20 protein-coding genes are annotated in these 22,921 nt (G+C 56.9%); 16 read left to right on the top strand and 4 right to left on the bottom strand.

The genetic code is table 11. The annotated features are described in order from the left end of the window. Positions 1-184: 184 nt before the first annotated feature. A complete protein-coding gene (locus tag GA0061071_RS06235; protein ID WP_061496853.1) occupies positions 185-2,440 on the top strand; it encodes a TonB-dependent siderophore receptor in 2,256 nt (751 codons plus the stop codon). A 657-nt stretch (positions 2,441-3,097) separates the two neighbouring features. Continuing rightward, the gene (entD, locus tag GA0061071_RS06240; RefSeq protein WP_088236698.1) at positions 3,098-3,745 is read left to right on the top strand and encodes an enterobactin synthase subunit EntD; all 648 of its coding nucleotides are present in this window, start codon (positions 3,098-3,100) and stop codon (positions 3,743-3,745) included. Positions 3,746-3,780: 35 nt separating this feature from the next. On the opposite strand, the gene GA0061071_RS23435 is transcribed toward entD, so the two are convergent. Then, on the bottom strand, positions 3,781-3,951 hold the full coding sequence (locus GA0061071_RS23435; protein WP_167352628.1) for a hypothetical protein: 171 nt from the start codon (positions 3,949-3,951) through the stop codon (positions 3,781-3,783). 112 nt (positions 3,952-4,063) lie between these two features. After that, a complete protein-coding gene (locus GA0061071_RS06245; RefSeq protein ID WP_061496857.1) occupies positions 4,064-5,740 on the bottom strand; it encodes a methyl-accepting chemotaxis protein in 1,677 nt (558 codons plus the stop codon). 250 nt (positions 5,741-5,990) lie between these two features. On the opposite strand from GA0061071_RS06245, the gene GA0061071_RS06250 reads away from it, so the two are divergent. The 6 genes from GA0061071_RS06250 (at position 5,991) to GA0061071_RS06275 (ending at position 11,739) form a co-directional block, all read left to right on the top strand. After that, positions 5,991-6,203, top strand: a complete 213-nt coding sequence (locus GA0061071_RS06250; protein WP_167352627.1) for a hypothetical protein — start codon at positions 5,991-5,993, stop codon at positions 6,201-6,203. A gap of 78 nt (positions 6,204-6,281) precedes the next feature. Then, complete coding sequence (locus tag GA0061071_RS06255) at positions 6,282-7,850, top strand: ABC transporter substrate-binding protein (RefSeq protein ID WP_088236700.1); 1,569 nt, start codon at positions 6,282-6,284, stop codon at positions 7,848-7,850. A 526-nt stretch (positions 7,851-8,376) separates the two neighbouring features. Then, positions 8,377-9,387, top strand: coding sequence for an ABC transporter permease (locus tag GA0061071_RS06260; protein ID WP_088236701.1), 1,011 nt, complete (start codon positions 8,377-8,379; stop codon positions 9,385-9,387). Further along, on the top strand, positions 9,387-10,220 hold the full coding sequence (locus tag GA0061071_RS06265; protein ID WP_088236702.1) for an ABC transporter permease: 834 nt from the start codon (positions 9,387-9,389) through the stop codon (positions 10,218-10,220). Before GA0061071_RS06260 ends, GA0061071_RS06265 begins: the two co-directional genes overlap by 1 nt. After that, positions 10,213-11,031: an ABC transporter ATP-binding protein gene (locus GA0061071_RS06270; RefSeq protein WP_088236703.1), complete on the top strand. Its 819-nt coding sequence runs from the start codon at positions 10,213-10,215 to the stop codon at positions 11,029-11,031. The genes GA0061071_RS06265 and GA0061071_RS06270 overlap by 8 nt, the downstream gene beginning before the upstream one ends. Before the next feature lie 3 nt (positions 11,032-11,034). Further along, the gene (locus GA0061071_RS06275; protein WP_061496869.1) at positions 11,035-11,739 is read left to right on the top strand and encodes an ABC transporter ATP-binding protein; all 705 of its coding nucleotides are present in this window, start codon (positions 11,035-11,037) and stop codon (positions 11,737-11,739) included. Between the two features lie 35 nt (positions 11,740-11,774). On the opposite strand, the gene GA0061071_RS06280 is transcribed toward GA0061071_RS06275, so the two are convergent. Both GA0061071_RS06280 and GA0061071_RS06285 read right to left on the bottom strand, forming a co-directional pair. Beyond that, entirely contained in the window at positions 11,775-12,488 is a 714-nt protein-coding gene (locus tag GA0061071_RS06280) for a GNAT family N-acetyltransferase (protein WP_088236704.1), read from the bottom strand. Positions 12,489-12,646: 158 nt separating this feature from the next. Continuing rightward, positions 12,647-13,984: an aspartate aminotransferase family protein gene (locus GA0061071_RS06285; RefSeq protein ID WP_061496873.1), complete on the bottom strand. Its 1,338-nt coding sequence runs from the start codon at positions 13,982-13,984 to the stop codon at positions 12,647-12,649. Between the two features lie 181 nt (positions 13,985-14,165). Between GA0061071_RS06285 and GA0061071_RS06290 the strand changes: the two genes are divergently transcribed. The 8 genes from GA0061071_RS06290 (at position 14,166) to preA (ending at position 22,910) form a co-directional block, all read left to right on the top strand. Further along, positions 14,166-14,933 carry an SDR family NAD(P)-dependent oxidoreductase gene (locus GA0061071_RS06290; RefSeq protein ID WP_088236705.1) on the top strand — a complete coding sequence of 256 codons (768 nt, stop codon included), beginning with the start codon at positions 14,166-14,168 and terminating at the stop codon, positions 14,931-14,933. A 503-nt stretch (positions 14,934-15,436) separates the two neighbouring features. After that, positions 15,437-16,276: an ABC transporter ATP-binding protein gene (locus GA0061071_RS06295; RefSeq protein WP_082794178.1), complete on the top strand. Its 840-nt coding sequence runs from the start codon at positions 15,437-15,439 to the stop codon at positions 16,274-16,276. Continuing rightward, a complete protein-coding gene (locus GA0061071_RS06300; protein ID WP_061496877.1) occupies positions 16,266-17,162 on the top strand; it encodes an ABC transporter permease in 897 nt (298 codons plus the stop codon). The genes GA0061071_RS06295 and GA0061071_RS06300 overlap by 11 nt, the downstream gene beginning before the upstream one ends. Further along, positions 17,159-18,238, top strand: coding sequence for an ABC transporter permease (locus GA0061071_RS06305; RefSeq protein WP_061496879.1), 1,080 nt, complete (start codon positions 17,159-17,161; stop codon positions 18,236-18,238). The genes GA0061071_RS06300 and GA0061071_RS06305 overlap by 4 nt, the downstream gene beginning before the upstream one ends. A gap of 54 nt (positions 18,239-18,292) precedes the next feature. Beyond that, a complete protein-coding gene (locus tag GA0061071_RS06310; protein ID WP_209446714.1) occupies positions 18,293-19,306 on the top strand; it encodes an ABC transporter substrate-binding protein in 1,014 nt (337 codons plus the stop codon). Positions 19,307-19,348: 42 nt separating this feature from the next. Beyond that, positions 19,349-19,996 carry a TetR family transcriptional regulator C-terminal domain-containing protein gene (locus GA0061071_RS06315; protein WP_088236706.1) on the top strand — a complete coding sequence of 216 codons (648 nt, stop codon included), beginning with the start codon at positions 19,349-19,351 and terminating at the stop codon, positions 19,994-19,996. A gap of 222 nt (positions 19,997-20,218) precedes the next feature. Beyond that, on the top strand, positions 20,219-21,613 hold the full coding sequence (locus GA0061071_RS06320; protein WP_245191400.1) for an NAD(P)-dependent oxidoreductase: 1,395 nt from the start codon (positions 20,219-20,221) through the stop codon (positions 21,611-21,613). Beyond that, positions 21,606-22,910 (top strand): NAD-dependent dihydropyrimidine dehydrogenase subunit PreA, encoded by a 1,305-nt coding sequence (preA, locus tag GA0061071_RS06325; RefSeq protein WP_088236708.1) that lies wholly within the window; start codon positions 21,606-21,608, stop codon positions 22,908-22,910. The genes GA0061071_RS06320 and preA overlap by 8 nt, the downstream gene beginning before the upstream one ends. The last annotated feature ends 11 nt before the right edge of the window (positions 22,911-22,921 follow it).

Below are 22,921 nucleotides of genomic sequence, written 5' to 3' on the forward strand. Positions count from 1 at the left end.
CTATTTTCATTTGCAATAGCGTAATGGCGCGCTGTGGGAAGCGCGTCTTTCTTTTAAAAATGGCCACCGTGGGCGAATTTTCTCAGGACTGAGCACCTCGCTGCGTGTTGGCTTCATCATGCCGCCTCCTCTCCCCCTGGGAATGGATTAGCCAAGGAAGCGGCGACGAAAAGCAGGTAATACAATGAAGAACAAAATCACGTCCCTGGCCTTATTGGTCAATCTGGGGATCTACGGTGTTGCGTTGCCCGCAATAGCCGCAGACAGCACCACCAGCGACGCCGATGCACACGATGACACTATCGTCGTCACGGCAGCACAGCAAAACCTTCAGGCGCCGGGTGTTTCCACCATTACGGCCGAAGAGATCCGCAAAAACCCGCCCGCCCGCGATGTCTCTGAGATCATTCGCACCATGCCGGGCGTGAACTTAACCGGTAACGCCACCAGCGGTCAGCGCGGGAATAACCGTCAGATTGATATTCGCGGTATGGGCCCGGAAAACACCCTGATTCTGATCGACGGCAAACCTGTTACCAGCCGTAATTCCGTACGTCTGGGCTGGCGCGGTGAACGTGATAGCCGTGGCGATACCAGTTGGGTACCGGCAGAGATGATCGAACGCATCGAAGTTATCCGCGGCCCGGCAGCAGTACGTTACGGAAATGGCGCAGCGGGCGGTGTGGTGAATATCATCACTAAAAAAGAGAGCTCGCAGGAGTGGCACGGTGCATGGAACAGCTACTTCAACGCCCCGGAACATAAAGACGAAGGCGCGACCAAACGGACAGATTTCAGCCTGAGCGGCCCGCTGGGTGGCGATGTCAGTTTCCGCCTGTACGGCAATCTGGCGAAAACCCAGGCCGACGCATGGGACATCAACCAGAATCACCAGTCTGAACGCACCGGCATTTACGCCGACACGATGGCAGCAGGTCGCGAAGGGTCAATCAATAAAGATCTTAACGGTGTAGTACGCTGGGACTTTGCGCCGCAGCAATCTCTGGAGTTCCAGGCGGGCTATAGCCGTCAGGGCAACCTGTACGCAGGCGACACGCAAAACACCAATAACGACAGCAGTACCAATAACTACGTGAAAGAGAACTATGGCAAAGAGACCAACCGTCTCTATCGTCAGAACTACTCCATCACCTGGAATGGCGGCTGGGATAACGGTGTCACAACCAGTAACTGGGTACAGTATGAACATACCCGCAACTCGCGTCTTGGCGAGGGGCTGGCCGGGGGCACCGAAGGTTTGTTCAACAGCAATCAGTTTACGGATATCGACCTCTCCGACGTGATGCTGCATAACGAAATCAACCTGCCGCTGGAACTGCTGGTGAACCAGACCCTGACACTGGGCACCGAATGGAACCAGCAGCGTATGAAAGACCTGGCGTCCAACACCCAAACGTTCATGGGCGGCCCGATTGCCGGTCTGAACAGTACCGGTCGCAGCCCTTATTCTGATGCCGATATTTACTCGGTGTTTGCCGAAGACAACATGGAGTTGACTGACAGCACCATGCTGACGCCGGCGCTGCGTTTCGACCATCACACCATCGTGGGTAATAACTGGAGCCCATCGCTGAACCTGTCTCAGGGGCTGGGCGATGACTTTACCCTGAAAATGGGCATTGGCCGGGCCTACAAAGCGCCAAGCCTGTATCAAACCAACCCGAACTACATTCTTTACAGTAAAGGCCAGGGTTGCTACGCCAGCGGTAGCGGCGTGGGTTGCTACATGATGGGTAACGATGACCTGAAAGCGGAAACCAGCATCAACAAAGAGATTGGTCTGGAGTTCAAACACGAAGGCTGGCTGGCCGGTGTAACCTGGTTCCGCAACGATTACCGCAACAAGATTGAAGCCGGTTATTCACCGCTGAGCCAGACGGCCGTGGGCAAAACCAAAACCGACCTCTATCAATGGGAGAATGTGCCAAAAGCGGTCGTAGAAGGTCTGGAAGGAACGTTGAATGTGCCGGTAACCGATGTGGTCACCTGGAGCAACAACTTCACCTATATGCTGCAGAGCAAAAACAAAGAGACCGGCGAGCGTCTGTCGATCATTCCGGAATACACGTTAAATTCCACCCTGAGCTGGCAGATTGTGCCGGATGTTTCTGTGCAGTCGACTTTTACCTGGTACGGCAAACAGGAACCGAAAAAGTATGATTATCAGGGTAAACGTGTGACCGGTTCAGCGACCAACGAAGTCAGTCCGTACAGCATTGTTGGCCTGAGCGCGACCTGGGATGTGATGAAAAACGTGAGCCTGACCGGCGGTGTTGACAACCTGTTCGACAAACGTCACTGGCGTGCAGGTAACGCCCAGACGACGGGCGGCAGTACGGGTTATATGTATGGCGCAGGCGCGGAAACGTATAACGAATCCGGCCGCACCTGGTTTATGAGTGTGAACACACACTTCTGATCCCGGTCCACACAGGGGGATTTCGGTCCCCCTCACCCCGGCCCTCTCCCCGAAGGGGCGAGGGGGAAAACCACAGGCCTGTAACGCTCTGCTCTCGTCCTTTATGTGAGAGGGAGAAACCGCAGGTCTGCAACATTTTGTCCCCTATCCCTTCCAGGGAGAGGGCTAGGGTGAGGGTAAAACCCCGCAGAACTGTGATGTAAGATCCCCTCACCCCGGCCCTCTCCCCGAAGGGGCGAGGGGGAAAACCACAGGCCTGTAACGCACTGCTCTCGTCCTTTATGGGAGAGGAAGAAACCACAGGCCTGTAACGCACTGCTCTCGTCCTTTATGGGAGAGGAAGAAAACCGCAGGTCTGCAACATTTTGTCCCCTCTCCCTTCCAGGGAGAGGGTTAGGGTGAGGGTAAAATCCCGCAGAACCGTGATGTAAGATCCCCTCACCCCGGCCCTCTCCCCAAAGGGGCGAGGGGGAAAACCACAGCTTTGTAACGCTCTGCTCTCGTCCTTTATGGGCGAGGGGAAAACAACAGGCCTGTAACGCACTGCTCTCGTCCTTTATGGGAGAGGAAGAAAACCGCAGGTCTGCAACATTTTGTCCCCTCTCCCTTCCAGGGAGAGGGCTCGGGTGAGGGTAAACATACCAGGCAAGGTCCAACATGCACATCACACATCACACCATTTCACTTGCCAGACACACCCTGCACCGTATCGATTTTGACCCTGCAACCCTTACCCCCGGTGATTTACTCTGGCTTCCCTATCACGCCGAACTGGCCGCTGCCGGGCGCAAACGCCAGGCTGAACATCTCGCCGGGCGCATTGCCGCCGTCCACGCTTTACAACCCTTTGGCAGCACCGCCGCGCCGGTTATTGGCGCGCAGCGCCAGCCCTGCTGGCCGCCGGGTCTGTTTGGCAGTATCACGCACTGTGAAAATCACGCGCTGGCGGTGGTTGCTCGTCATCCGATCGGCGTAGACAGTGAATCGCTGTTTAGCAGCGAGTTATGTGCAGAGCTCACAGAGAGCATTATCACCTCCGCCGAACGAGCGGTGCTGGAAGCTAGCGGTTTGCCATATCCTCTGGCGCTCACACTGGCGTTCAGCGCGAAAGAGAGCCTTTATAAAGCGTTTTCTCATCGTGCGCTGCCGCTTCCGGGCTTCACCAGTGCAGCAATCACTCACCTTGATCCCCGCTACTTGACGCTGCGTTTTCGGGCGACGTTTTCTCCGCAACTTGTTGATCAACAAGCCACTGTGTACTGGCAAACCGATAACGCAAAGGTGGTAACGCTGGCTGTCAGTTAAGCCGCAGGTCGTGATCCTTTTCTCTTTTTAAGAAATTAGCTGTGCAAACCGCAGGCAGTTACGTGAACAAACAGAGGCAGTGGATCAAAGCCGTCATCGCCCGTAAAACGAAAGCCATCATCCTTGATAATGCGGGCGCAGAAGGAGGAGAAACTGCTGATGGATGGCATGCTGTTCGATGACAGCAATGCCAACAAACTGAACATGTTCAACCTGAGCCATTATGGAAGGAAAATAAACCCAGCTTGCCCGGGGCGTTACCCCCGAGCTTTGTGTGTAGGCCCGGGGGTAACGCACCGGGCATTTTTTACTGCGTTATCAGAAGGATTCCCACTCATGTTCCTGGTTGTGGCTCTTCGCAGTTGCGGGTGTGCGCGATGCGGATTTACCCGTTTTTGTCGCTACCGGGCGTGCGGCGACGTTTTTTTGCGCCGCATCGCCGGGCAAGCGGAACACCGAGACAATTTCCGTTAACTGGAAGGCCTGTTGCTCCAGAGAACTGGAAGTGGCAGAGGACTCTTCCACCAGCGCGGCGTTCTGCTGGGTGACGCTGTCCATCTGCGAAATCGCCGTGCCAACCTGACCGATGCCTTTGCTCTGCTCGGTAGACGCCGTAGCGATTTCCCCCATAATGTCCGTCACGCTGGTGACCGAGCGCAGAATGTTGTCCATCGATTCACTGGTGAGGGTAACCTGGTCAAAACCGTTGTTGACGTTAGCCACAGACTCATCAATCAGCGTTTTGATCTCTTTGGCGGCTCCGGCGCTACGCTGCGCCAGGTTGCGTACTTCGCTGGCAACCACGGCAAAACCACGCCCCTGCTCACCGGCACGTGCCGCTTCCACCGCAGCGTTGAGCGCCAGAATATTCGTCTGGAACGCAATGCTGTCGATAACGTTGATGATATCGGTAATTTTCTGCGAACTTTCGGTAATGTTCTTCATGCTGGCAATGACCGCCTGCACACGCTCTTCACCTTTATTCACCGCCGCCGAGGCGGTTTTCGCCAGGGTACTGGCTTCGCTGGCGTTATCGGCGTTCTGTTTCACCACCGCACTCAGTTCTTCCATGCTGGCAGCGGTCTGCGTCAACGCAGCAGCCTGTTCTTCGGTGCGGGAAGAGAGATCGGTATTCCCGGAGGCAATCTCGCTAGCGCCCTGGTAAATCTCACCGGCGCTATTACGAATCTGCGTTACGGTTTTCACCCAGTTTTGCTGCATTGTCTCAAGGAACGGGATCAACTGCCCCACTTCGTTGCTACCCAGGTTTTTTGTCGGCCTGTCGAGGTTCCCCTCCGACAGCACCTGCAAATGCTGTTTCACCCACTCCAGAGAACGCGCCATACACAGCGCCAGATAGCGCTCAGACATAACCAGCATGGCAAGGCCAATGATCATTGCAACAATGATAATGGCGCGCGTCTGCGAAACCCAACTGGCAATTCGGTCGTTAGCGGCGGCTTTAAGATCATGGATCTCCTGATTGTAGGCAACGATCGCCTGAGAGAAGCCGCTGCGCAGCGGGCTGAATTGCTCTTTTGACAACTGCGTGTAGCTGTCGACGTTGTCGGCTTTCACCGCTTCAAACATCGGTTTTATGGCCTGATTAAACAACGTCAGCGAACTGTTATAAATATTGTCGGTCGAGTTGTTGCTAATATTGGCGTGGTCGGTGACTTTGAATTGGTTTAACCCGCCTTGCAGAAAATCGATATCTTTGCCGATACGGTCAATGGTTTGTTGGTAATTTTGCGTATCGTTATTCGTTTTAAAAACCAATGCGCGATCCATTAATAACTTAACCTGGTAATAGCGATCGCTGGCATTGTTAATGATGTCGCCGTTAACTTGTTGCACGTTGGTGAGCGCGACTTCTTCCGTCAACCCGCTCAGCGCATGCAGTGAGAAAAACGACACACCGCCCCAAAGAAGAGTGAAAATGATTAAGATCGCAAGCATCACGAACTTAATCTTAACGTTATGTATAAATTCCATATAAACCCCGATCATTGCTGTGAAATAAAAGCGTTAAAAGACAGTAAAAAACACGCCTGTCAGAGATCCCATCGGCGCGGTGTGGGGGTTAATTAAGATTAAAAAGAAGTAAGGCAATAACTTTTATTTAAAATAGTGATAACACATGGAATGCAATAGATTTAGGGAATATATTTTTCAGATACGGTGACAGAGCACGACATCATGCCCGTGCCCCCCGCGCGTGATCAGCCTGATAAGTAAAGTGTTAATGCAAGTTGGTAGCGAACAACTACGCCAGTTTCTGCCGGAGCACACCACTTTTCAGCCGGATATGACGCGCCACGGTCGGCTACAAAAACGCGGGTTCGTCTGGCAAAACGCCGTTCAGCTTGCCCGCGCGCAAAAGTCATTTTCCCTGTTGCGGGTTAATGCCAAAAACGTCTGGTTTATGCGAATGGCGCATATAGAAAGACGAATTTAAACTTTAAGAAAACTCAGAAGCGGCCTAACGTAGCGGTACAAAATAATCACATGATGTTAACTTTTCAGGGATTTTCTGATGACCAAAAAAATGCTGCCCCTCGTCATACTGACCCTCCTTTCGGCTGCCAGCCACGCGGCCACGCCTCCGGACACACTGGTAGTAGCGCAAGGTCTGGATGATATTGTGAGTCTCGATCCGGCGGAAGCCAACGAATTATCCAGCATTCAGACCGTGCCAAGTCTGTATCAGCGTCTGGTGCAGCCAGATCGTGAAAATCCGGAAAAGATAACGCCGGTGCTGGCGGAAAGCTGGCAGGCAGATGCGGCGGCAAAAACCCTGACCATTACGCTAAAAAGCGATGCGAAGTTTGCTTCCGGTAACCCGGTGCGCCCGGAAGATGTGATTTTCTCCTATACCCGCGCAGTGACGCTGAACAAGTCTCCGGCTTTTATCCTCAACGTGCTCGGCTGGCAGCCGGATAACATCGCCAGCCAGTTGAAAAAAGTGGATGACCACACCCTGCAACTGCACTGGACGGCAGACGTTAGCCCGGCGGTAGCGCTGAATATCCTCTCTACGCCGATTGCCTCTATCGTTGATGAAAAGCAGGTCAGCGCGAATGTAAACGCCGGTGATTTCGGCAACGCATGGCTGAAAATGCACTCTGCGGGCAGCGGCGCGTTTAAGATGCGCGTCTACCAGCCGCATCAGGCCATCGTGCTGGAGGCTAACCCCACCTCTCCGGGCGGCGCGCCAGCCCTGAAAAATATCATTATTAAAAACGTGCCGGACCCGGCCTCCCGCCGTCTGTTGATCCTCCAGGGGGATGCGGATGTGGCACGCGATCTCGGCGCGGATCAAATCAGCGCGCTGAGTGATAAAAAAGGTGTGAAAGTGCTGAGCATCCCCTCCGCGGAGCAGAACTATCTGGTATTTAACACCGGTAATAGCGCCAACCCGTTGCTGAATAACCCGGCGTTCTGGGAAGCGGCGCGTTGGCTGGTGGATTATAATGGCATTACTAAAGACCTGCTGAAAGGCCAGTACTTTGTCCACCAGAGTTTCCTGCCGGTGGGTCTGCCTGGGGCGCTGGAAGACAACCCGTTTACCTTCGACCCGGCAAAAGCCAAAGCGATCCTCGCCAAAGCGGGTATTAAAGACGCGCACTTCACGTTGGATGTGGAGAACAAACCGCCGTTTATTACCCTCGCACAGTCAATGCAGGCCAGCTTTGCCCAGGGCGGCGTGAAGGTGGATCTGCTGCCCGCTGCGGGTAGCCAGGTGTATGCCCGCGTACGCGCTAAACAGCACCAGGCAGCGATTCGTCTGTGGATCCCCGACTACTTCGACGCACATTCCAACGCCAGCGCCTTTGCCTGGAACGATGGGAAATCCAGTACGGTTGCCGGGCTAAATGGCTGGCAGATCCCGGAACTGAACAAAGCGACGCTGGCGGCGGTCGCAGAACCGGATGCGGCTAAGCGTCGGGATCTGTACAAAAAGATGCAGCAGGAGTTGCAACATGCATCGCCGTATGTGTTTGTTGATCAAGGCAAAACACAGATCGTCGTGCGCGATAATGTCAAAGGCTATCAGCAAGGTCTGAATGCGGATATGGTGTGGTATGACCGCGTAACCAAATGATGATATCCCCTCACCCTAACCCTCTCCCCCATGGGGAGAGGGAACCGTTCGGTGCAGGTTTATCCCCTCACCCTAACCCTCTTCCCCGTGGGGAGAGGAAACCGTTCGGTGCAGGTTTGTCCCCTCACCCTAACCCTCTTCCCCGTGGGGAGAGGAAACCGTTCGGTGCAGGTTTGTCCCCTCACCCTAACCCTCTTCCCCGTGGGGAGAGGAAACCGTTCGGTGCAGGTTTGTCCCCTCACCCTAACCCTCTCCCCCATGGGGAAAGGGAACCGATTGGCGCGGGTTTGTCCCCTCACCCTAATCCTTTCCCCCAGGGGGAGAGGGAACCGATCGGTGCAGGTTTGTCCCCTCACCCTAATCCTTTTCTCCAGGGGGAGAGGGAACCGTTCGGCGCAGGATTCGCCTCTGAAATACCTCCCACACTCGCAGGGGAGTTAAGCAGTGGCGATTTTCCCCCTCTCCCTTCCAGGGAGAGGGCCGGGGTGAGGGTGATTATCCGTTTTACCTTAATGACGAGTTTTCCATGTCTGACATTTCTCGCGTCGCTCAGGCGCTCTTCACACTGCTGCTGACCCTGTTGGGTCTGCTGCTGGTCACCTTCTCGCTCTCGGCGTTTTCACCGGTGGATCGGGTGCTGCAAATTGTCGGCGATCACGCCAGCCAGGCCACGTACGAGCAGGTGCGCCATCAGCTCGGGTTGGATCAACCGCTGCCGCTTCAGTTCTGGCACTACCTGTTGAACCTGGCGCACGGCGATCTCGGTATTGCCAGCGCCACCGGACAACCGGTCTTGCAGGATCTGCTGTCGGCATTTCCCGCCACGCTGGAGCTGGCGACACTGGCGTTGATCATGGGCTCGCTGCTTGGAGTGATGGCCGGGGTGTTGTGCGCGCGCTTTGCCGGTTCGCCGTGGGATTTAGCCGTGCGCACCTTTACGCTACTCGGCAACTCCGTACCCATCTTCTGGCTCGGCTTGTTAATGCTGGCGCTGTTTTATGCCCGACTGCAATGGAGCGCCGGACCTGGCCGGCTGGATGATATCTATCAATATACGGTCACGCCGCAAACCGGTTTTGCACTGGTGGATACCTGGCTTTCCGGCGATAGCGCCGCCTTCAAAAATGCCCTCAGCCATTTGTTGCTGCCGGTGTCACTGCTGGCCTATTACTCGCTGGCAAGTATAACCCGGCTTACCCGTTCAGCCTGCCTGAGCGAAATGAACAAAGAGTACATCCTGCTGGCGCGCGCCAAAGGCGCGGGCGAGATGACCATTTTGTTGCGCCATGTTCTGCCGAATATTCGCGGGACGCTGCTCACGGTTATCGCGCTGGCTTATACCAGCATGCTCGAAGGCGCGGTGCTCACGGAAACGGTATTCTCATGGCCGGGCATTGGCCGCTACCTGACCACCGCGCTGTTTGCCGGGGACACCACTGCCATTATGGGCGGCACGCTGGTGATTGGCGTCTGCTTTGTGCTGATCAATAACCTGACCGACCTGCTGGTGCGGCTCACCGATCCGAGGGTGCGCTGATGCCGACCACACTCTTTTTGCTCCGTCTTCGCCACTCCCCTGCCGCCTTTAGCGGGTTAATCATTGTCGTACTCCTGCTGCTGGTAGCGTTATTCGCGCCGTGGCTGGCACCGCTTGATCCCAACTGGCAGGATGCCGCCTCGCGCCTGCAAGCGCCGGGTTCACAACACTGGCTTGGTACCGACAGCTACGGTCGTGACCTGCTCTCAAGGCTGATTTACGGTACCCGCCCGGCGTTCGGGCTGGTAGCGCTGGTGACGCTTATCACGCTGCCCGTCGGCTTGTTGATCGGCATCCTTTCCGGGTATTACGGCAGTTGGGTTGAACGCGTCCTGATGCGTTTCACCGACGTGGTGATGTCGATGCCGCGTCTGATCCTCGCTTTCGCCTTTGTCGCCATGTTGGGGCCTGGGCTGGTCAACGGCGCACTGGCGCTGGCGCTCACCACCTGGCCCGCCTATGCGCGCCAGGCGCGCAGCGAAATCCAGCGTCTGCGCCACAGCGATTATCTGGCGGCAGCGGAGATGATGGGGATTCGCGGCGGGCGCTTACTGCTGGGCCATCTTTTACCGCTCTGTTTACCGTCGGCGATTGTGCGCCTGGCGCTTGATTTAGCAGGTATTATTCTGGCCGCCGCCGGGCTGGGTTTCTTAGGACTCGGTGCTCGTCCGCCCATGGCGGAATGGGGCGCGATGATTGCCGAGGGTATGCAGGTGATTTTTGACCAGTGGTGGATTGCCGCTGCGCCTGGCGCACTGATCCTGCTGGCAAGCCTGGCGTTTAACTTGCTGGGCGATGGCCTGCGCGACATTCTGGAGCCACAACATGACTGATATCCGCGTTGCCGTCAGCGGCCTGACCATTGACTACCCCGGCGCACGGGTGGTGAATAACCTCAGTTTTACCCTCGGCAACGAGCGGCTGGCGCTGGTGGGGGAATCTGGTTCGGGTAAATCCATGACCGCCCGCGCCCTGATGGGGCTGGTGCGCAAACCGGGTAACGTTAACGCTCAACAACTGGAGGTGCTGGGCCACGATCTTCGCAGCCTCACACCACGGGGCTGGCGTCACCTGCGCGGTAACGGTATCGCCATGGTATTGCAGGATCCCCGTTACGCCCTCAATCCGGTCAAAACCGTGCTGGCGCAGATTGATGAAGCGTTAACGCTGCACCAGCGGTTGAGCCGCACAGAGCGGACCGAGAAGATCCTCGACGCACTGCACGCCGTTGAACTGGAGCCCGCAGTGCTGCAACGGTATCCCGGCGAACTCTCCGGCGGCATGGGACAACGGGTGATGATCGCCATGGCACTGGTCAACGATCCGAAAGTGCTGATCGCCGATGAACCCACCTCAGCGCTGGACGCCAGGTTACGAAACCAGATCCTTGAACTGCTGGTAGCGCAGTGTGAACAGCGACAAATGGCGATGCTGCTTATCAGCCACGACTTACCGCTGGTGGCGCAACACTGCCACCGCGTGATGGTGATGTACCAGGGCGAGTGCGTCGATGCCATGCCTGCACAGGCGCTGCCCGGTGCGCAACACCCTTATACCCGTACGCTGTGGCGCTGTCGTCCCGGCGCGGAAACCTATGGTCAGATGCTGCCTACGCTCGATCGCAGCCAGTCATTTACGGGGTGAAGCATGACCGTTATTGAGATGCACAATGTGCAGGTTGCCTTTGGCGACAAAACGGTGGTCTCGGGGGCCAGTTTTCAGGTCACTCAGGGGGAAACATTCAGCCTGATTGGCGCATCGGGCTGCGGTAAATCTACCTTACTGCGTGTCCTGGCCGGCTTACAGCGCGAGTGGCAAGGCACGATGTCGCTGTTTGGCGAGCCTGTCAAAGCCGGTTCACGTTATCAGGGGGCGCTGCGGCGTAATGTGCAGATGGTGTTTCAGGATCCCTGGGCCTCGCTGCACCCCAATCACACACTCTACCGCACCCTGGCGGAGCCGCTGACAATCCACGGCGAGAAAGACGTGGAGACGCGGGTGAGCAGCGCCCTTGAGCAGGTGGGGCTACCTGCGGATGCCGCCCGCCGTTACCCGCATCAGCTTTCCGGTGGGCAACGCCAGCGCGTGGCCATCGCCCGCGCGTTGTTGCTACAGCCGAAAATTCTGCTGCTTGATGAACCCACGTCAGCGCTGGATATGTCGGTACAGGCGGAGATCCTCAACCTGCTGAACCGTCTCAAACAGCAGCACGGGATGAGTTACCTGCTGGTCAGTCATGATGCGGATGTCATTGCCCATATGTCAGACCGGGCGGCGTTGATGGCGGGAGGCGCGATTGCCCGTTTTTTTGACCGGGATGCGCTGCGACGCGGCGAACATCGCATGGCGTAGAGAAACGGCACCGGAACAGGCCGATGCCGTTGGTGTCAGGGAGACACGTTCGCAAAGAAGGTGGCGAGAGTCTGTTTCTGCTGACCCTGACTATCGAAATTACTGGCGCTGAGCCAAGCGGAAATCGCGGCATCGCGTTGCGGCCATTCGCTATCAAGCATCGACAAATAGTCCGTGTCGCGGTTACGCCCTTTTCGCACCATATGCTGGCGGAAACACCCTTCCCAGGTGAAGCCCAGGCGTTCTGCGGCGCGGCGTGACGCCACATTCAGCGTATCGCATTTCCACTCTACGCGGCGGTAATCGCAGACGAAGGCGTGGCGCAGCATCAGCCACACGGCTTCGGTGCCCAGCACACTCTTTTTCATCAATGGCGACCAGGTCACATGACCTATCTCCACCGTGCCATGTTGCGTATTGTTCGCCAGCCAGGCAATCACCCCAACGGCACGGTTCGTCGCGGCATCCACCACCGCGAAAGGGTGCACGGATTTATCGATCATCTTGCCAATCACCCAACGCGCCATGCTGTCTACGTCATCCGGACGGCCACTGGCCAGCCAGGTCCAGTCGCTGTCATCCTCCGCCTGAGAATAAGCGTGCAGCAGGTGCGGGGTATGCACTCTGACATCCAGCGGCTCCAGCCGACAATAACGCCCTTGTAATACGCTATGCGGTAACGGTTGAACACCGCTCCAGTGAGTCAGCAGATTGCCGACATGTTGACCATAGTGATTCAGTTCCGGCACGTTTCTCTCCCAGGCAAAAAAGATAAACCAAAAAAGATGTTTTATCAGGAGAACGCGGCGAAAAACAGTGCTAAAAATTATGGTTTTTCTTTAAAAAAGGCTTTTGAAATCAGAGGACTGACCAGAAAAGGCGTCAGGAACACCTGACGCCAACAAAATTAACGCGAAAGATAACCAAATTGAGACAAAACCCGGTCAAAAATGGCCAAACCGCGTGTCACTTCTTCCGCACTCATCGTACAGGGCGGAACCACGTGAATGCGATTTTCTACCACAAAACTTAACACCCCAGCCTGGGTCAGCGCCGTTTTGATCGCCGCCATATCCGTAGCCGCCAGCGGCGTCTTATGTTTCCTGTCGCTGACCAGTTCCATCGCCTGGAACATACCGCGGCCGCGCACATTGCCAATCAGCGGATGTTTCGCCGCCAGCGCGTCCAGTCCGGGTCGCAGAACACCGTTACCCACGGCGGCGGCGTTCTCCACCACTTTTTCCTCTTTCATTGCATCCAGCGTGGCGACAATCGCCGCCATTGCCAGCGGATGGCCGGAATAGGTCAATCCCCCGGCAAAGAAGTGATCGTCAAAGTAGTGTGAAATCGGTGCGGAAATCAGTACTCCCCCCGCAGGAACGTAACCGGCGTTGACCCCTTTGGCGAAGGTGATCAGATCCGGTACTACGCCGTCCTGCTCAAAAGCAAACCAGCTACCGGTGCGACCAAAACCGGCCATCACTTCATCGAGGATCAGCACAATGCCAAACTCATCAGCCAGCGCGCGGACACCCTGCATATAGCCCGCTGGTGGCACCAGAATCCCTGCCGTCCCCGGAATGGACTCCAGCAGAATGGCGGCGATAGACGTTGGCCCCTCGCACTCAATCATCCGGCGCAGGTGCGCCAGTGCGCGTTCGCACTCTTCTGCTTCGCTGGTGGCATTAAACTCGCTGCGGTAGAGATAGGGGTTAAAAAAGTGCACATGTCCACGCGAATATTCATTGGGCACACGACGCCAGTCACCGGTTGCGGCAATCGCACTGCCGGTATTACCGTGATAGGAACGATAAGCGGAGAAGACTTTGTCGCGTCCCGTGTACATCCGCGCCATACGGATGGCGTTTTCATTGGCATCTGCTCCGGCATTGGTAAAAAAAACTTTACTGAAGCCTTCCGGCGCCAGTTCAACAATGCGTTTCGCCGCTTCGCCACGCGCCAGGTTGGCCGTGGCGGGCGCAATGGTCACCAGTTCATCGAGCTGCGCTTTCATCGCCGCCAGCACGCGGGGATGCTGGTAACCAATATTGACGTTCACCAACTGGCTGCTGAAATCTAGGTAGGTGTTGCCATCGTAATCCCACAATTCACAGCCTTTCGCACCGGCGATCACCATCGGATTGAGGTTGCCCTGCATCGACCATGAATGAAACACATACGACCGGTCCAGTTGACGCACGTCATCATTGGTTATCGCTATCTCGCTCTGAAGTGCCAGTTTCATATCCTGCTCCTTTCATGCCGTTGTTGTTGACAACATCATGCGGCGCGCCCTTCTTTCGCGGGTAGAGCCAGTCGTGCTGGCGGTATGTGACACAGGTGTCACACCGTTTGCCGGTAACTGGCTCTGTCTGGCGCGGGCCGGGGTTTTTATAGTGGCGCAACAACCGGCACAGGAGATGAAGATGACTGAAGCAACGAAAGTGGTGTTTATTACCGGCGCAACATCCGGATTTGGCGAAGCGGCAGCACAGGTCTTTGCCGACGCGGGCTGGTCACTGGTGCTGAGCGGGCGTCGCCTGGCGCGTCTTGCGCGTTTAAAAGAGCAGTTACACAGCAAAGTACCGGTGCACATCATTGAACTGGACGTTCGCGACAAAGATGCGGTGAAAAACGCCGTTGCCTCCCTGCCTGCGGCGTTTGCGGATATCACTACGCTGATTAATAACGCCGGGTTGGCACTCTCCCCACAACCGGCACAACGTGTCGATCTGGAAGACTGGCAGACGATGATTGATACCAACGTCACCGGGCTGGTGAATGTAACCCATGCGCTGCTGCCGACGCTGATTAAACATGGCGCGGGTGCCTCGATCATCAATATCGGTTCGATTGCCGGGCAATGGCCCTACCCCGGTAGCCATGTGTATGGCGCTACCAAAGCGTTTGTGAAGCAATTTAGCTATAACCTGCGCTGCGATTTACTGGGAAGCGGTGTGCGGGTAACCGATCTTGCGCCAGGCATTGCGGAAACGGAATTTACGCTGGTGCGCACCAAAGGCGATCAGGCGGCGTCAGATAATTTATACCGCGGCACCACGCCGCTCAGCGCGCTGGATATTGCAGAGCAGATGTTCTACATCGCCACCCTGCCGGACCATATGAATATCAACCGTGTGGAAGTGATGCCGGTGCGTCAGGCCTGGCAGCCCTTTGCCATTGACAGGGATTGAGTTGCCTTTGCCCCTTTTGCGTTCAGGAGGGGCCAAAATAAAACGCCCTGGCAAAATGCCAGGGCCTGATGTTTTATTTTTTTCCCAAAGTGTTCAAAACTTCTTACCCCGCCCGGCGCTTATCTCCGGCACTCACTTTGATGTGGCGTTAGCTCTTTGTTGAGGCAACATCACGATAGTCCATCAGAATATTCCTGACAACAGGCGGAGACAGTCCTTTTCGAGATTTATGATAGGGATCATGCTTTCCCTTTTACTGCCACAGCGGTGTGTGCGTTCTGTCACTAACGCCCCGCGAACAGGCTTTTTATGCTGCACTTCTCCGCCTCTTCTCTCCCGTTGCCCCATCACAAAGCAAACATGTCGCCATCTGCACCAAACCGATCAAATTCGTTGATAAAAATGCAGCTAAAAACCGCAAAAACACATAAATCCCACCCCTGGCACAAAAATGGCATGGAGAAAAGAAACCTAACCAGTTAGTCAAAAAACAGGGGAGCAGGATGAGCCAGTCGATGTTTGCTGAAGAATCGGTGCTGGTGTCGTTAAAACCCACCAGCGCCACGGCGCGACCAGTCATTACGGTCAGCCAGGCCAATGTGATCTATCCGGCGGCCGACCAGCCGGTACACGCGTTAAGCGATATTAACCTGACCATCCGCCAGGGGGAGTTCGTCTCCTTTATCGGTCCGTCCGGCTGCGGCAAGACAACCCTACTGCGCACCATTGCCGATCTGGAACCGATCACCTCCGGTGAGTTGCGGGTAAATGATATGTCGCCTTCAGAGGCGCGTCAGGCGGGTGCCTACGGTTATGTGTTTCAGGCTCCGGTGCTACTGCCATGGCGCACCGTGCTGGCAAATGTGAAATTGCCATTGCAGATCCACGGCGTGCCGCCCGAACGTTGCGATGAGATCGCCCGTGAGCAACTCGCCAGAGTGGGACTGAAAGGGTTTGAAAAAAAATACCCGTGGCAGCTCTCCGGCGGCATGCAGCAACGGGTTTCTATTGCCCGTGCACTGGGTTTCGAGCCGAAAATCCTGATGATGGACGAACCCTTTGGCGCACTGGACGAACTCACCCGCGACAACCTTAACCAGCAGCTTCAACAATTGTGGTTTAACGAGCAGCGCACCATGGTGTTTGTTACCCACTCCATTTCGGAAGCCGTTTACCTGTCGACCAAAATTGTGGTGATGTCGCCGCGCCCGGGCCGCATTGTAAAAGTGATCGACTCCCCGCTGCCCGCCCGGCGCGACCTGGACATTCGCAATACACCCGCCTTTTTGCAACTGGCGCAGGAGGTGCGTGAAGCGCTGGTGGAGGGCCATCATGAACATTAACGCCAGCGCTGTTCACCGACGCCTACTGCAAAGCGCACTGCCGGTCGGCAGCGTTATGCTGGCTGCCCTGGCGCTGTGGTATCTGCTGGCCTTTGCGCTCAATGCACCAGGGGTGATTGATCGGGTGCTGGCACCGCGCGGCGCATGGACCAGCGGCGATCTGCTCGCCGCTGCACTCAATGCCTCACGCCCGCTGTTACCCGCGCCACACCAGATTGTGATCGACATCTGGAACAGCATTACGCAATGGTCGCTGACCTCGCCGCGCAACCTGCTATTGCATACCTGGGTTACCGCCAGCGCCGCGCTGACAGGGTTTGCGATGGGCATCGTGCTGGGTGTGCTGCTGGCGATTTGCATTGTGCATTCCCGCACCCTGGATAAAGCCCTGCTGCCTTGGATCGTCGCCTCGCAAACCATTCCGGTGCTGGCCATTGCCCCTATTGTGCTGATTATCCTCGGCAGCGTGGGCATTACCGGTCTGTTGCCGAAGGCCACTATCGCCATGTACCTGTGCTTTTTTCCGGTCACCATCGCCACGGTGCAAGGGCTGCGCTCGCCACAAAAAATGGAGATGGAGCTGGTGCACACTTACGCGGCAAGACGGCTGGATATTTTCTGGATGGTGCGCCTCCCCTCCTCGTTGCCGTATCTGTTTCCTGCGTTTCGCGTCGCGATTGCCAGCGGCCTGGTTGGCACGATGGTGGCGGAATTGCCCACCGGCGCGCAGGCAGGGCTGGGCGCGCGGCTGCTAACCGGTTCGTATTACGGCAATACCCTGCAAATCTGGTCGGCGCTGGTAATGGCGTCGCTGCTTGGGTTGGCGTTAACCGGGTTGGTAACGCTGACAGAACGGCTGGTGATGCGCCAGCGCAAGGGGGGATGATGAAACGTCGCGCAATCCCGGGAACCGTATTGCTGGTTGGCGCACTGCTGTTACTGATGCTGTCGCTGATCCAACTTACCTGTACCACAGTAATGTCTGTGCCGCTGGTCACGATTAACGCCTTACTGGTGCTGAGCGCGCTGTCAGCGTGTTCATTGACGTTTAGCGCACTGCGCACTGGCGCGTTTATCGCCACACTGAGTATCAGCGCACTGTGGCTGGCGTGGCAGCCGCTTCACGCGCTCACCCTCTGTGCGCTGGCATTGCTGGCTGTAGTCAGCGTACAGCGACTGGCGCGAGCGCCGGTACCCGCTGGCGCGGTAGCGGCACTGCTCGGCGTATGGTTACTGTGGTTCTGGCAAATCCTCGTCACCGGTTATGCCGTGCCGCAGGTGATCCTGCCTGCCCCACTCGATATTCTCGCCGCACTCGTGGACAGCGCTTCGCTGTTGGCGGGCGATGTGCTGCAAACCGTCATTAAGTCAGTACTGGCGGGTTATCTGCTCGGCAGCGGCCTGGGGATCGGCGTGGCACTGTTGATCGACAGATTGCCGTTCTTACAACGTGGTTTGCTGCCGGTTGCTAACCTCACCAGCACCGTGCCGCTGGTGGGCGTCGCGCCGATTGCGGTGATGTGGTTTGGTTTTGACTGGCCGTCAAAAGCCGCCGTGGTGGTGCTGGTGACCTTCTTTCCGGCGCTGGTCAGCACCCTTGCCGGATTAAAGGCCAGCGGCAAGATGGAGCAGGAGCTGATGTACTGCTATGCCGCCACGCCCCGTCAGCGCCTGCTGGCATTGCGTCTGCCTGCAGCGATGCCGTTTATTTTCAGCGCCCTGAAAGTGAACGCCACCTTGTCGCTGATTACCGCCATTGTGGCTGAGTTTTTCGGTTCGCCCACCGCCGGACTGGGTTTTCGTATCTCCACCGAATCGGCGCGTATGCATATGCCGGTGGTGTGGTCGGCAATTGTGGTGGCGTCCGTCGCCGGTTCGCTGTTTTACAGCCTGCTGGTGCGCCTCGACCGCCGCGTCAATTTCTGGCACCCCACTCTGCGTGGGAACGCGTTGGAAAAGTAAAAACAACATGATGATTAGCACGTTTACAGGCTCATTAACCCGAGGAGTTATCTAATGATAAAAGGTTTCGCTTTTCGCCGGGGTGTGTTGCTGGCGGCACTGTCTGTTCTGGCGTTGCAGGCAACGGCCGCAGAGAAAGTGACGCTGCAACTGAAGTGGTTGCCACAGTCGCAATTCGCCGGTTATTACGTTGCACAGCAGAAAGGGTTCTATCAGGAAGAGGGGCTGGATGTCACCATTAAACCCGGCGGCACCGACATTTCCCCCGTCCAGGTGATTGCCGGTAAATCAGCGGATGTGATCGTCGACTGGCTGCCGGATGCGCTGGCCTCGCGCGAGGCAGGTGTACCGCTGGTGAACATCGCCCAGGTGTACGATCGGTCCGGGATGATGCTGACCTGTAAAAAATCCACCGGCATCAAAACCCCGGCCGATCTGAAAGGGAAAACGCTTGGCGTCTGGTACGGCGGTAACGAGTACCCGTTCTTTAACTGGATGAACAAGCTCGGCTTCAAGCCCGGAAAAGATATCACCATTCTGAAACAGGGCTTCAATGTCGATCCGTTGTTGCAGGATCAGGCCGCCTGTATCTCCACCATGAACTACAACGAGTACTGGCAGTTGATCGACGCCGGGTTGAAACAGGAGGAGCTCATCAACTTCCCCTATGAAGACCAGGGTGTCTCCACGCTGGAAGATGGTTTGTACGTGCTGGGTTCTGAGCTGAAAGATCCGGCATTCGTAAACAAAATGGCGAAGTTCCTGAAAGCGTCATTTAAGGGCTGGGACTACGCGGTGAAACACCCGCAAGAAGCAGCAAAAATCGTCGTTGAGCAGGATGCTTCCGGCGCGGCGACCGAAGCGGTGCAAACCCGCCAGATGGAAAACGTGGCGAAGCTTATCACCAACGCCGGCACGGCAAAAATCGGCTATCTCGATCCGGCTGCTTATCGTCGCACCATCGACGTGCTACTGCACAGCGGTGGCGATACGCCAGTCATTAAGAAAGATCCCGGCGATGCCGGTATGACCCATGCCGTCTGGGATGCCGCGGCAAAACTGAAATAATCCGTTCCGCCAGGGATGGCGGCCTATTGAAGGACGCACCTCATGAATCACGTTCAGTCTGCCAACGTGGCAGACACCACGGAAAAGGGGCGGATCCGCCAGGATAACGAAGCCATTATTCTGCCCGCCGCTGAGCGAGTGTTCGCCCGTTTCGGTTTTCGCGGCGCAACCATGCAACAAATTGCGGATGCCGCTGCACTGCCGAAAGCCAATTTGCACTACTACTTCGGCAACAAACAAAACCTCTATTTACGGGTGCTGGAAAATATCCTTGATGACTGGCTCTCGCCGCTGGAGGGGATCTGCGCCCAGGCCGATCCGAAAACCGCCATTGCCGGATACGTCAGGCGGAAAATCAGCTTTAGCTTCAACCGCCCGGCCGCGTCAAAACTGTTTGCCAATGAGATCCTGCAGGGTGCACCCGTGGTCCACCCGTTACTGAAAACCGACTTACGCCAGTTGGTGGCGGAGAAGGCTCGCATCCTGGATGGCTGGATCGCGCAAGGGCAACTGCGCGCGCTGGATACCACCCACTTCTTCTTTACCGTCTGGTCGATGACGCAAACCTACGCCGATTTCGATATCCAAATCGCCGCCGTCTCCGGTGAAGATCCAACAAGCGAAGCTGCACAAGCACGCGCCACGGCGCACGTATTAAGCAGCGTCTGGCGGATGTGCGGCCTCGAATAATTCGCACCCTGAACGGACATGAGGTGGTGTTTCCCCCAAGAGTGATCTTGCTGCCAAATGTAGCAAACATCGTCCAAAAATGGGCAATATGCACCAAAAAGTAACGATCAATTGCGTGCACAGCACCTCAACACGCTGATTTTCCGGCTTCGCCAGAATGGCACACAAATAGCATGGTTACCTGGGAAAACTTAACCATCTGGTCAGGATTATTCAGGAGGCATGATGACTACACTCGATACGCCGGGGATCTGCTCTGGGCGACAGACACCCGCAGAATTCACCCGGGCGTTCGCCGACTGCACCCCGCCGCTCTCGCCCGTTCAGGCGGTGATTGAAGCTGAACGTTGCTACTACTGTTTTGACGCCCCTTGCACGCGCGCCTGCCCGGCGGAGATCGACGTGCCGAGCTTTATCCAGCGTATTGCGCAGGGTAACGATCGCGGCGCGGCAGAGGTGATCCTGCGGGCCAATGTCCTTGGCGGCACCTGCTCCCGCGTCTGCCCAACGGAAACACTGTGCGAACAGGCCTGCGTGCGCAATGTGCAGGATGGCCGCCCATTGGAAATTGCCCGACTACAGCGTCACGCCACCGACCGCTACTTCGCCGCGCCCGGCAAACCGCTGTTCAGTCGCGCCGCCAGTAGCGGTAAACGCGTTGCTATTGTCGGCGCAGGACCCGCCGGGCTGACCGTCGCTCACCACCTCGCGCTGGCCGGGCATGAAATAGATCTGTTCGATGCCCGCCCCAAAGCCGGTGGTCTTAACGAGTACGGTCTGGCGCGTTACAAAGTGGCGGATGATTTTCCGGCGCAGGAAGTGGCCTGGCTGCTGTCAGTGGGTGGCATTACGCTGCACCCTGGCGTCCGCCTCGGGCAGGACCTCACCTTGTCTCAGTTGCGGGATCGCTATGATGCGGTGTTTCTCGGTCTCGGGCTGGCGGGCGTCAATGCGCTCGACGGCGACGCACCAGAACCGCAAGGCGTACGCGAGGCGGTGGACTTTATTGCCGAACTGCGCCAGTGCGCGGATCTCAGCCAGTTCCCGATCGGCCGCAGCGTGGTGGTGATTGGCGGCGGCATGACCGCTGTGGATGCTGCCGTACAGGCGAAAAAACTGGGTGCGCGCGAAGTCACGCTAGTCTACCGCAGGGGCGAAACGGACATGAAAGCGTCCGACAAAGAGCAGCAGTGGGCCAGACAGTGCGGGGTGACGCTGCGTCACTGGGCAGCACCGCTGCGTTTCGAACAGACTGAAAACCGGCTTACCGGTGTGACTTTCTCCGTCATGACTCCCACCGCGCAGGGCGTGATCGCCAGCGGTGAAACCTTCACCCTCGCCGCCGATATGGCGCTGAAAGCTATCGGCCAGCACTACGATCCGCAGCCCACCGCCGGGATCCAACTTCTTCAGGGACGCATTGCCACCGACGAAAGCGGTCGCACGTCTCTTCCCGGCGTATGGGCAGGCGGCGACTGCTGTGCAGGGGGGCTGGATCTGACCGTGGATGCCGTTAAACAGGGCAAGGCCGCTGCCCGTTCGATCGCCCTGGCGCTGGCTATTCCACAGAGCGACGCCGCTAACGCCACACTGTTTCAGGAGTCTTCCCATGGCTGATTTGCACAGTAATTTTCTCGGTATCCAGAGTCCCAATCCGTTCTGGCTGGCCTCTGCGCCGCCCACGGACAAAGAATACAACGTGGAGCGCGCCTTCCAGGCTGGCTGGGGTGGCGTGGTCTGGAAAACCCTCGGGATCGATCCGCATGTGGTTAACGTCAGCGGGCCGCGTTACAGCACACTGCGCGGTCCCGATCGCCGCGTCCTGGGCCTGAATAATATTGAGTTGATCACCGACCGCACCCTGGCCATCAACCTCGAAGAGATCACCCGTATCAAACAGCGTTGGCCCGATCGCGCAGTGGTGGTCTCCATCATGGTGCCCTGCGAAGAGGAGGCGTGGAAATGGATCCTGCCGCAGGTCGAAGCCACCGGCGCAGACGGCATTGAGCTGAATTTTGGTTGCCCGCACGGCATGAGTGAGCGCGGGATGGGCGCAGCGGTAGGACAGGTGCCGGAGTATATCGAAATGGTCACCCGCTGGTGCAAACACTATTGCCGTCTGCCGGTGATCGTCAAACTGACGCCCAATATCACTGATATACGCTATCCGGCACGAGCCGCGAAAGCCGGCGGCGCGGATGCGGTGTCGCTGATCAATACCATCAGTTCGGTCATGGGGGTCGATCTCGACCAGATGTTGATGACCCCGCACACCGGCAACCAGGGATCGCACGGCGGTTACTGCGGCCCGGCGGTCAAACCTATCGCGCTGAATATGGTGTCAGAAATTGGCCGCGATGCCGCCACACGCGGGCTGCCGATTTCCGGTATTGGTGGCATTTCCACCTGGCGTGATGCGGCGGAGTTTATTGCGCTGGGCTGCGGCACGGTGCAGGTCTGCACGGCGGTGATGGTGCACGGCTTCCAGATTGTGCGCGACATGATAAGTGGCCTCGAAAACTACATGGATGAGAAAGGGTTTCACACACTGGAGGATTTTCGCGGTATGGCGCTGCCCAGCGTCACCGACTGGCGCTATCTGAATCTCAATCATGTCGATAAAGCGGTTATCGATCAGGCCAGTTGCATCAAATGCGGGCGCTGTCACCTGGTGTGTGAGGACACCTCGCACCAGGCCATTTCGACGCAGAAGAACGGCGAGCGCCACTTTGAAGTGCGTGAGGAAGATTGTGTCGGCTGCAACCTCTGCGCCTCAATCTGCCCGGTGGAAAACTGCATCTCGTTGCGCCACCTACAACCCGGCGAAGTGGACAGTCGTACCGGCCATATCGTATCCGACCAGTATGCCAACTGGACAACCCATCCCAACAACCCGATGGCAACCACCGCGTAAAACCGGGGTGA

It is taken from the genome of Kosakonia oryzendophytica (genome assembly GCF_900094925.1).
Taxonomy (GTDB): Bacteria; Pseudomonadota; Gammaproteobacteria; order Enterobacterales; family Enterobacteriaceae; genus Kosakonia; species Kosakonia oryzendophytica.

What these genes read in the sequence shown, in the direction of transcription:
- GA0061071_RS06235 (WP_061496853.1), top strand. Translation starts at nt 185, where the DNA reads ATGAAGAACAAAATCACGTCCCTGGCCTTATTGGTCAATCTGGGGATC.
- entD (WP_088236698.1), top strand. Translation starts at nt 3,098, where the DNA reads ATGCACATCACACATCACACCATTTCACTTGCCAGACACACCCTGCAC.
- GA0061071_RS23435 (WP_167352628.1), bottom strand. Translation starts at nt 3,951, where the DNA reads ATGTTCAGTTTGTTGGCATTGCTGTCATCGAACAGCATGCCATCCATC.
- GA0061071_RS06245 (WP_061496857.1), bottom strand. Translation starts at nt 5,740, where the DNA reads ATGGAATTTATACATAACGTTAAGATTAAGTTCGTGATGCTTGCGATC.
- GA0061071_RS06250 (WP_167352627.1), top strand. Translation starts at nt 5,991, where the DNA reads ATGCAAGTTGGTAGCGAACAACTACGCCAGTTTCTGCCGGAGCACACC.
- GA0061071_RS06255 (WP_088236700.1), top strand. Translation starts at nt 6,282, where the DNA reads ATGACCAAAAAAATGCTGCCCCTCGTCATACTGACCCTCCTTTCGGCT.
- GA0061071_RS06260 (WP_088236701.1), top strand. Translation starts at nt 8,377, where the DNA reads ATGTCTGACATTTCTCGCGTCGCTCAGGCGCTCTTCACACTGCTGCTG.
- GA0061071_RS06265 (WP_088236702.1), top strand. Translation starts at nt 9,387, where the DNA reads ATGCCGACCACACTCTTTTTGCTCCGTCTTCGCCACTCCCCTGCCGCC.
- GA0061071_RS06270 (WP_088236703.1), top strand. Translation starts at nt 10,213, where the DNA reads ATGACTGATATCCGCGTTGCCGTCAGCGGCCTGACCATTGACTACCCC.
- GA0061071_RS06275 (WP_061496869.1), top strand. Translation starts at nt 11,035, where the DNA reads ATGACCGTTATTGAGATGCACAATGTGCAGGTTGCCTTTGGCGACAAA.
- GA0061071_RS06285 (WP_061496873.1), bottom strand. Translation starts at nt 13,984, where the DNA reads ATGAAACTGGCACTTCAGAGCGAGATAGCGATAACCAATGATGACGTG.
- GA0061071_RS06290 (WP_088236705.1), top strand. Translation starts at nt 14,166, where the DNA reads ATGACTGAAGCAACGAAAGTGGTGTTTATTACCGGCGCAACATCCGGA.
- GA0061071_RS06295 (WP_082794178.1), top strand. Translation starts at nt 15,437, where the DNA reads ATGAGCCAGTCGATGTTTGCTGAAGAATCGGTGCTGGTGTCGTTAAAA.
- GA0061071_RS06300 (WP_061496877.1), top strand. Translation starts at nt 16,266, where the DNA reads ATGAACATTAACGCCAGCGCTGTTCACCGACGCCTACTGCAAAGCGCA.
- GA0061071_RS06305 (WP_061496879.1), top strand. Translation starts at nt 17,159, where the DNA reads ATGATGAAACGTCGCGCAATCCCGGGAACCGTATTGCTGGTTGGCGCA.
- GA0061071_RS06310 (WP_209446714.1), top strand. Translation starts at nt 18,293, where the DNA reads ATGATAAAAGGTTTCGCTTTTCGCCGGGGTGTGTTGCTGGCGGCACTG.
- GA0061071_RS06315 (WP_088236706.1), top strand. Translation starts at nt 19,349, where the DNA reads ATGAATCACGTTCAGTCTGCCAACGTGGCAGACACCACGGAAAAGGGG.
- GA0061071_RS06320 (WP_245191400.1), top strand. Translation starts at nt 20,219, where the DNA reads ATGATGACTACACTCGATACGCCGGGGATCTGCTCTGGGCGACAGACA.
- preA (WP_088236708.1), top strand. Translation starts at nt 21,606, where the DNA reads ATGGCTGATTTGCACAGTAATTTTCTCGGTATCCAGAGTCCCAATCCG.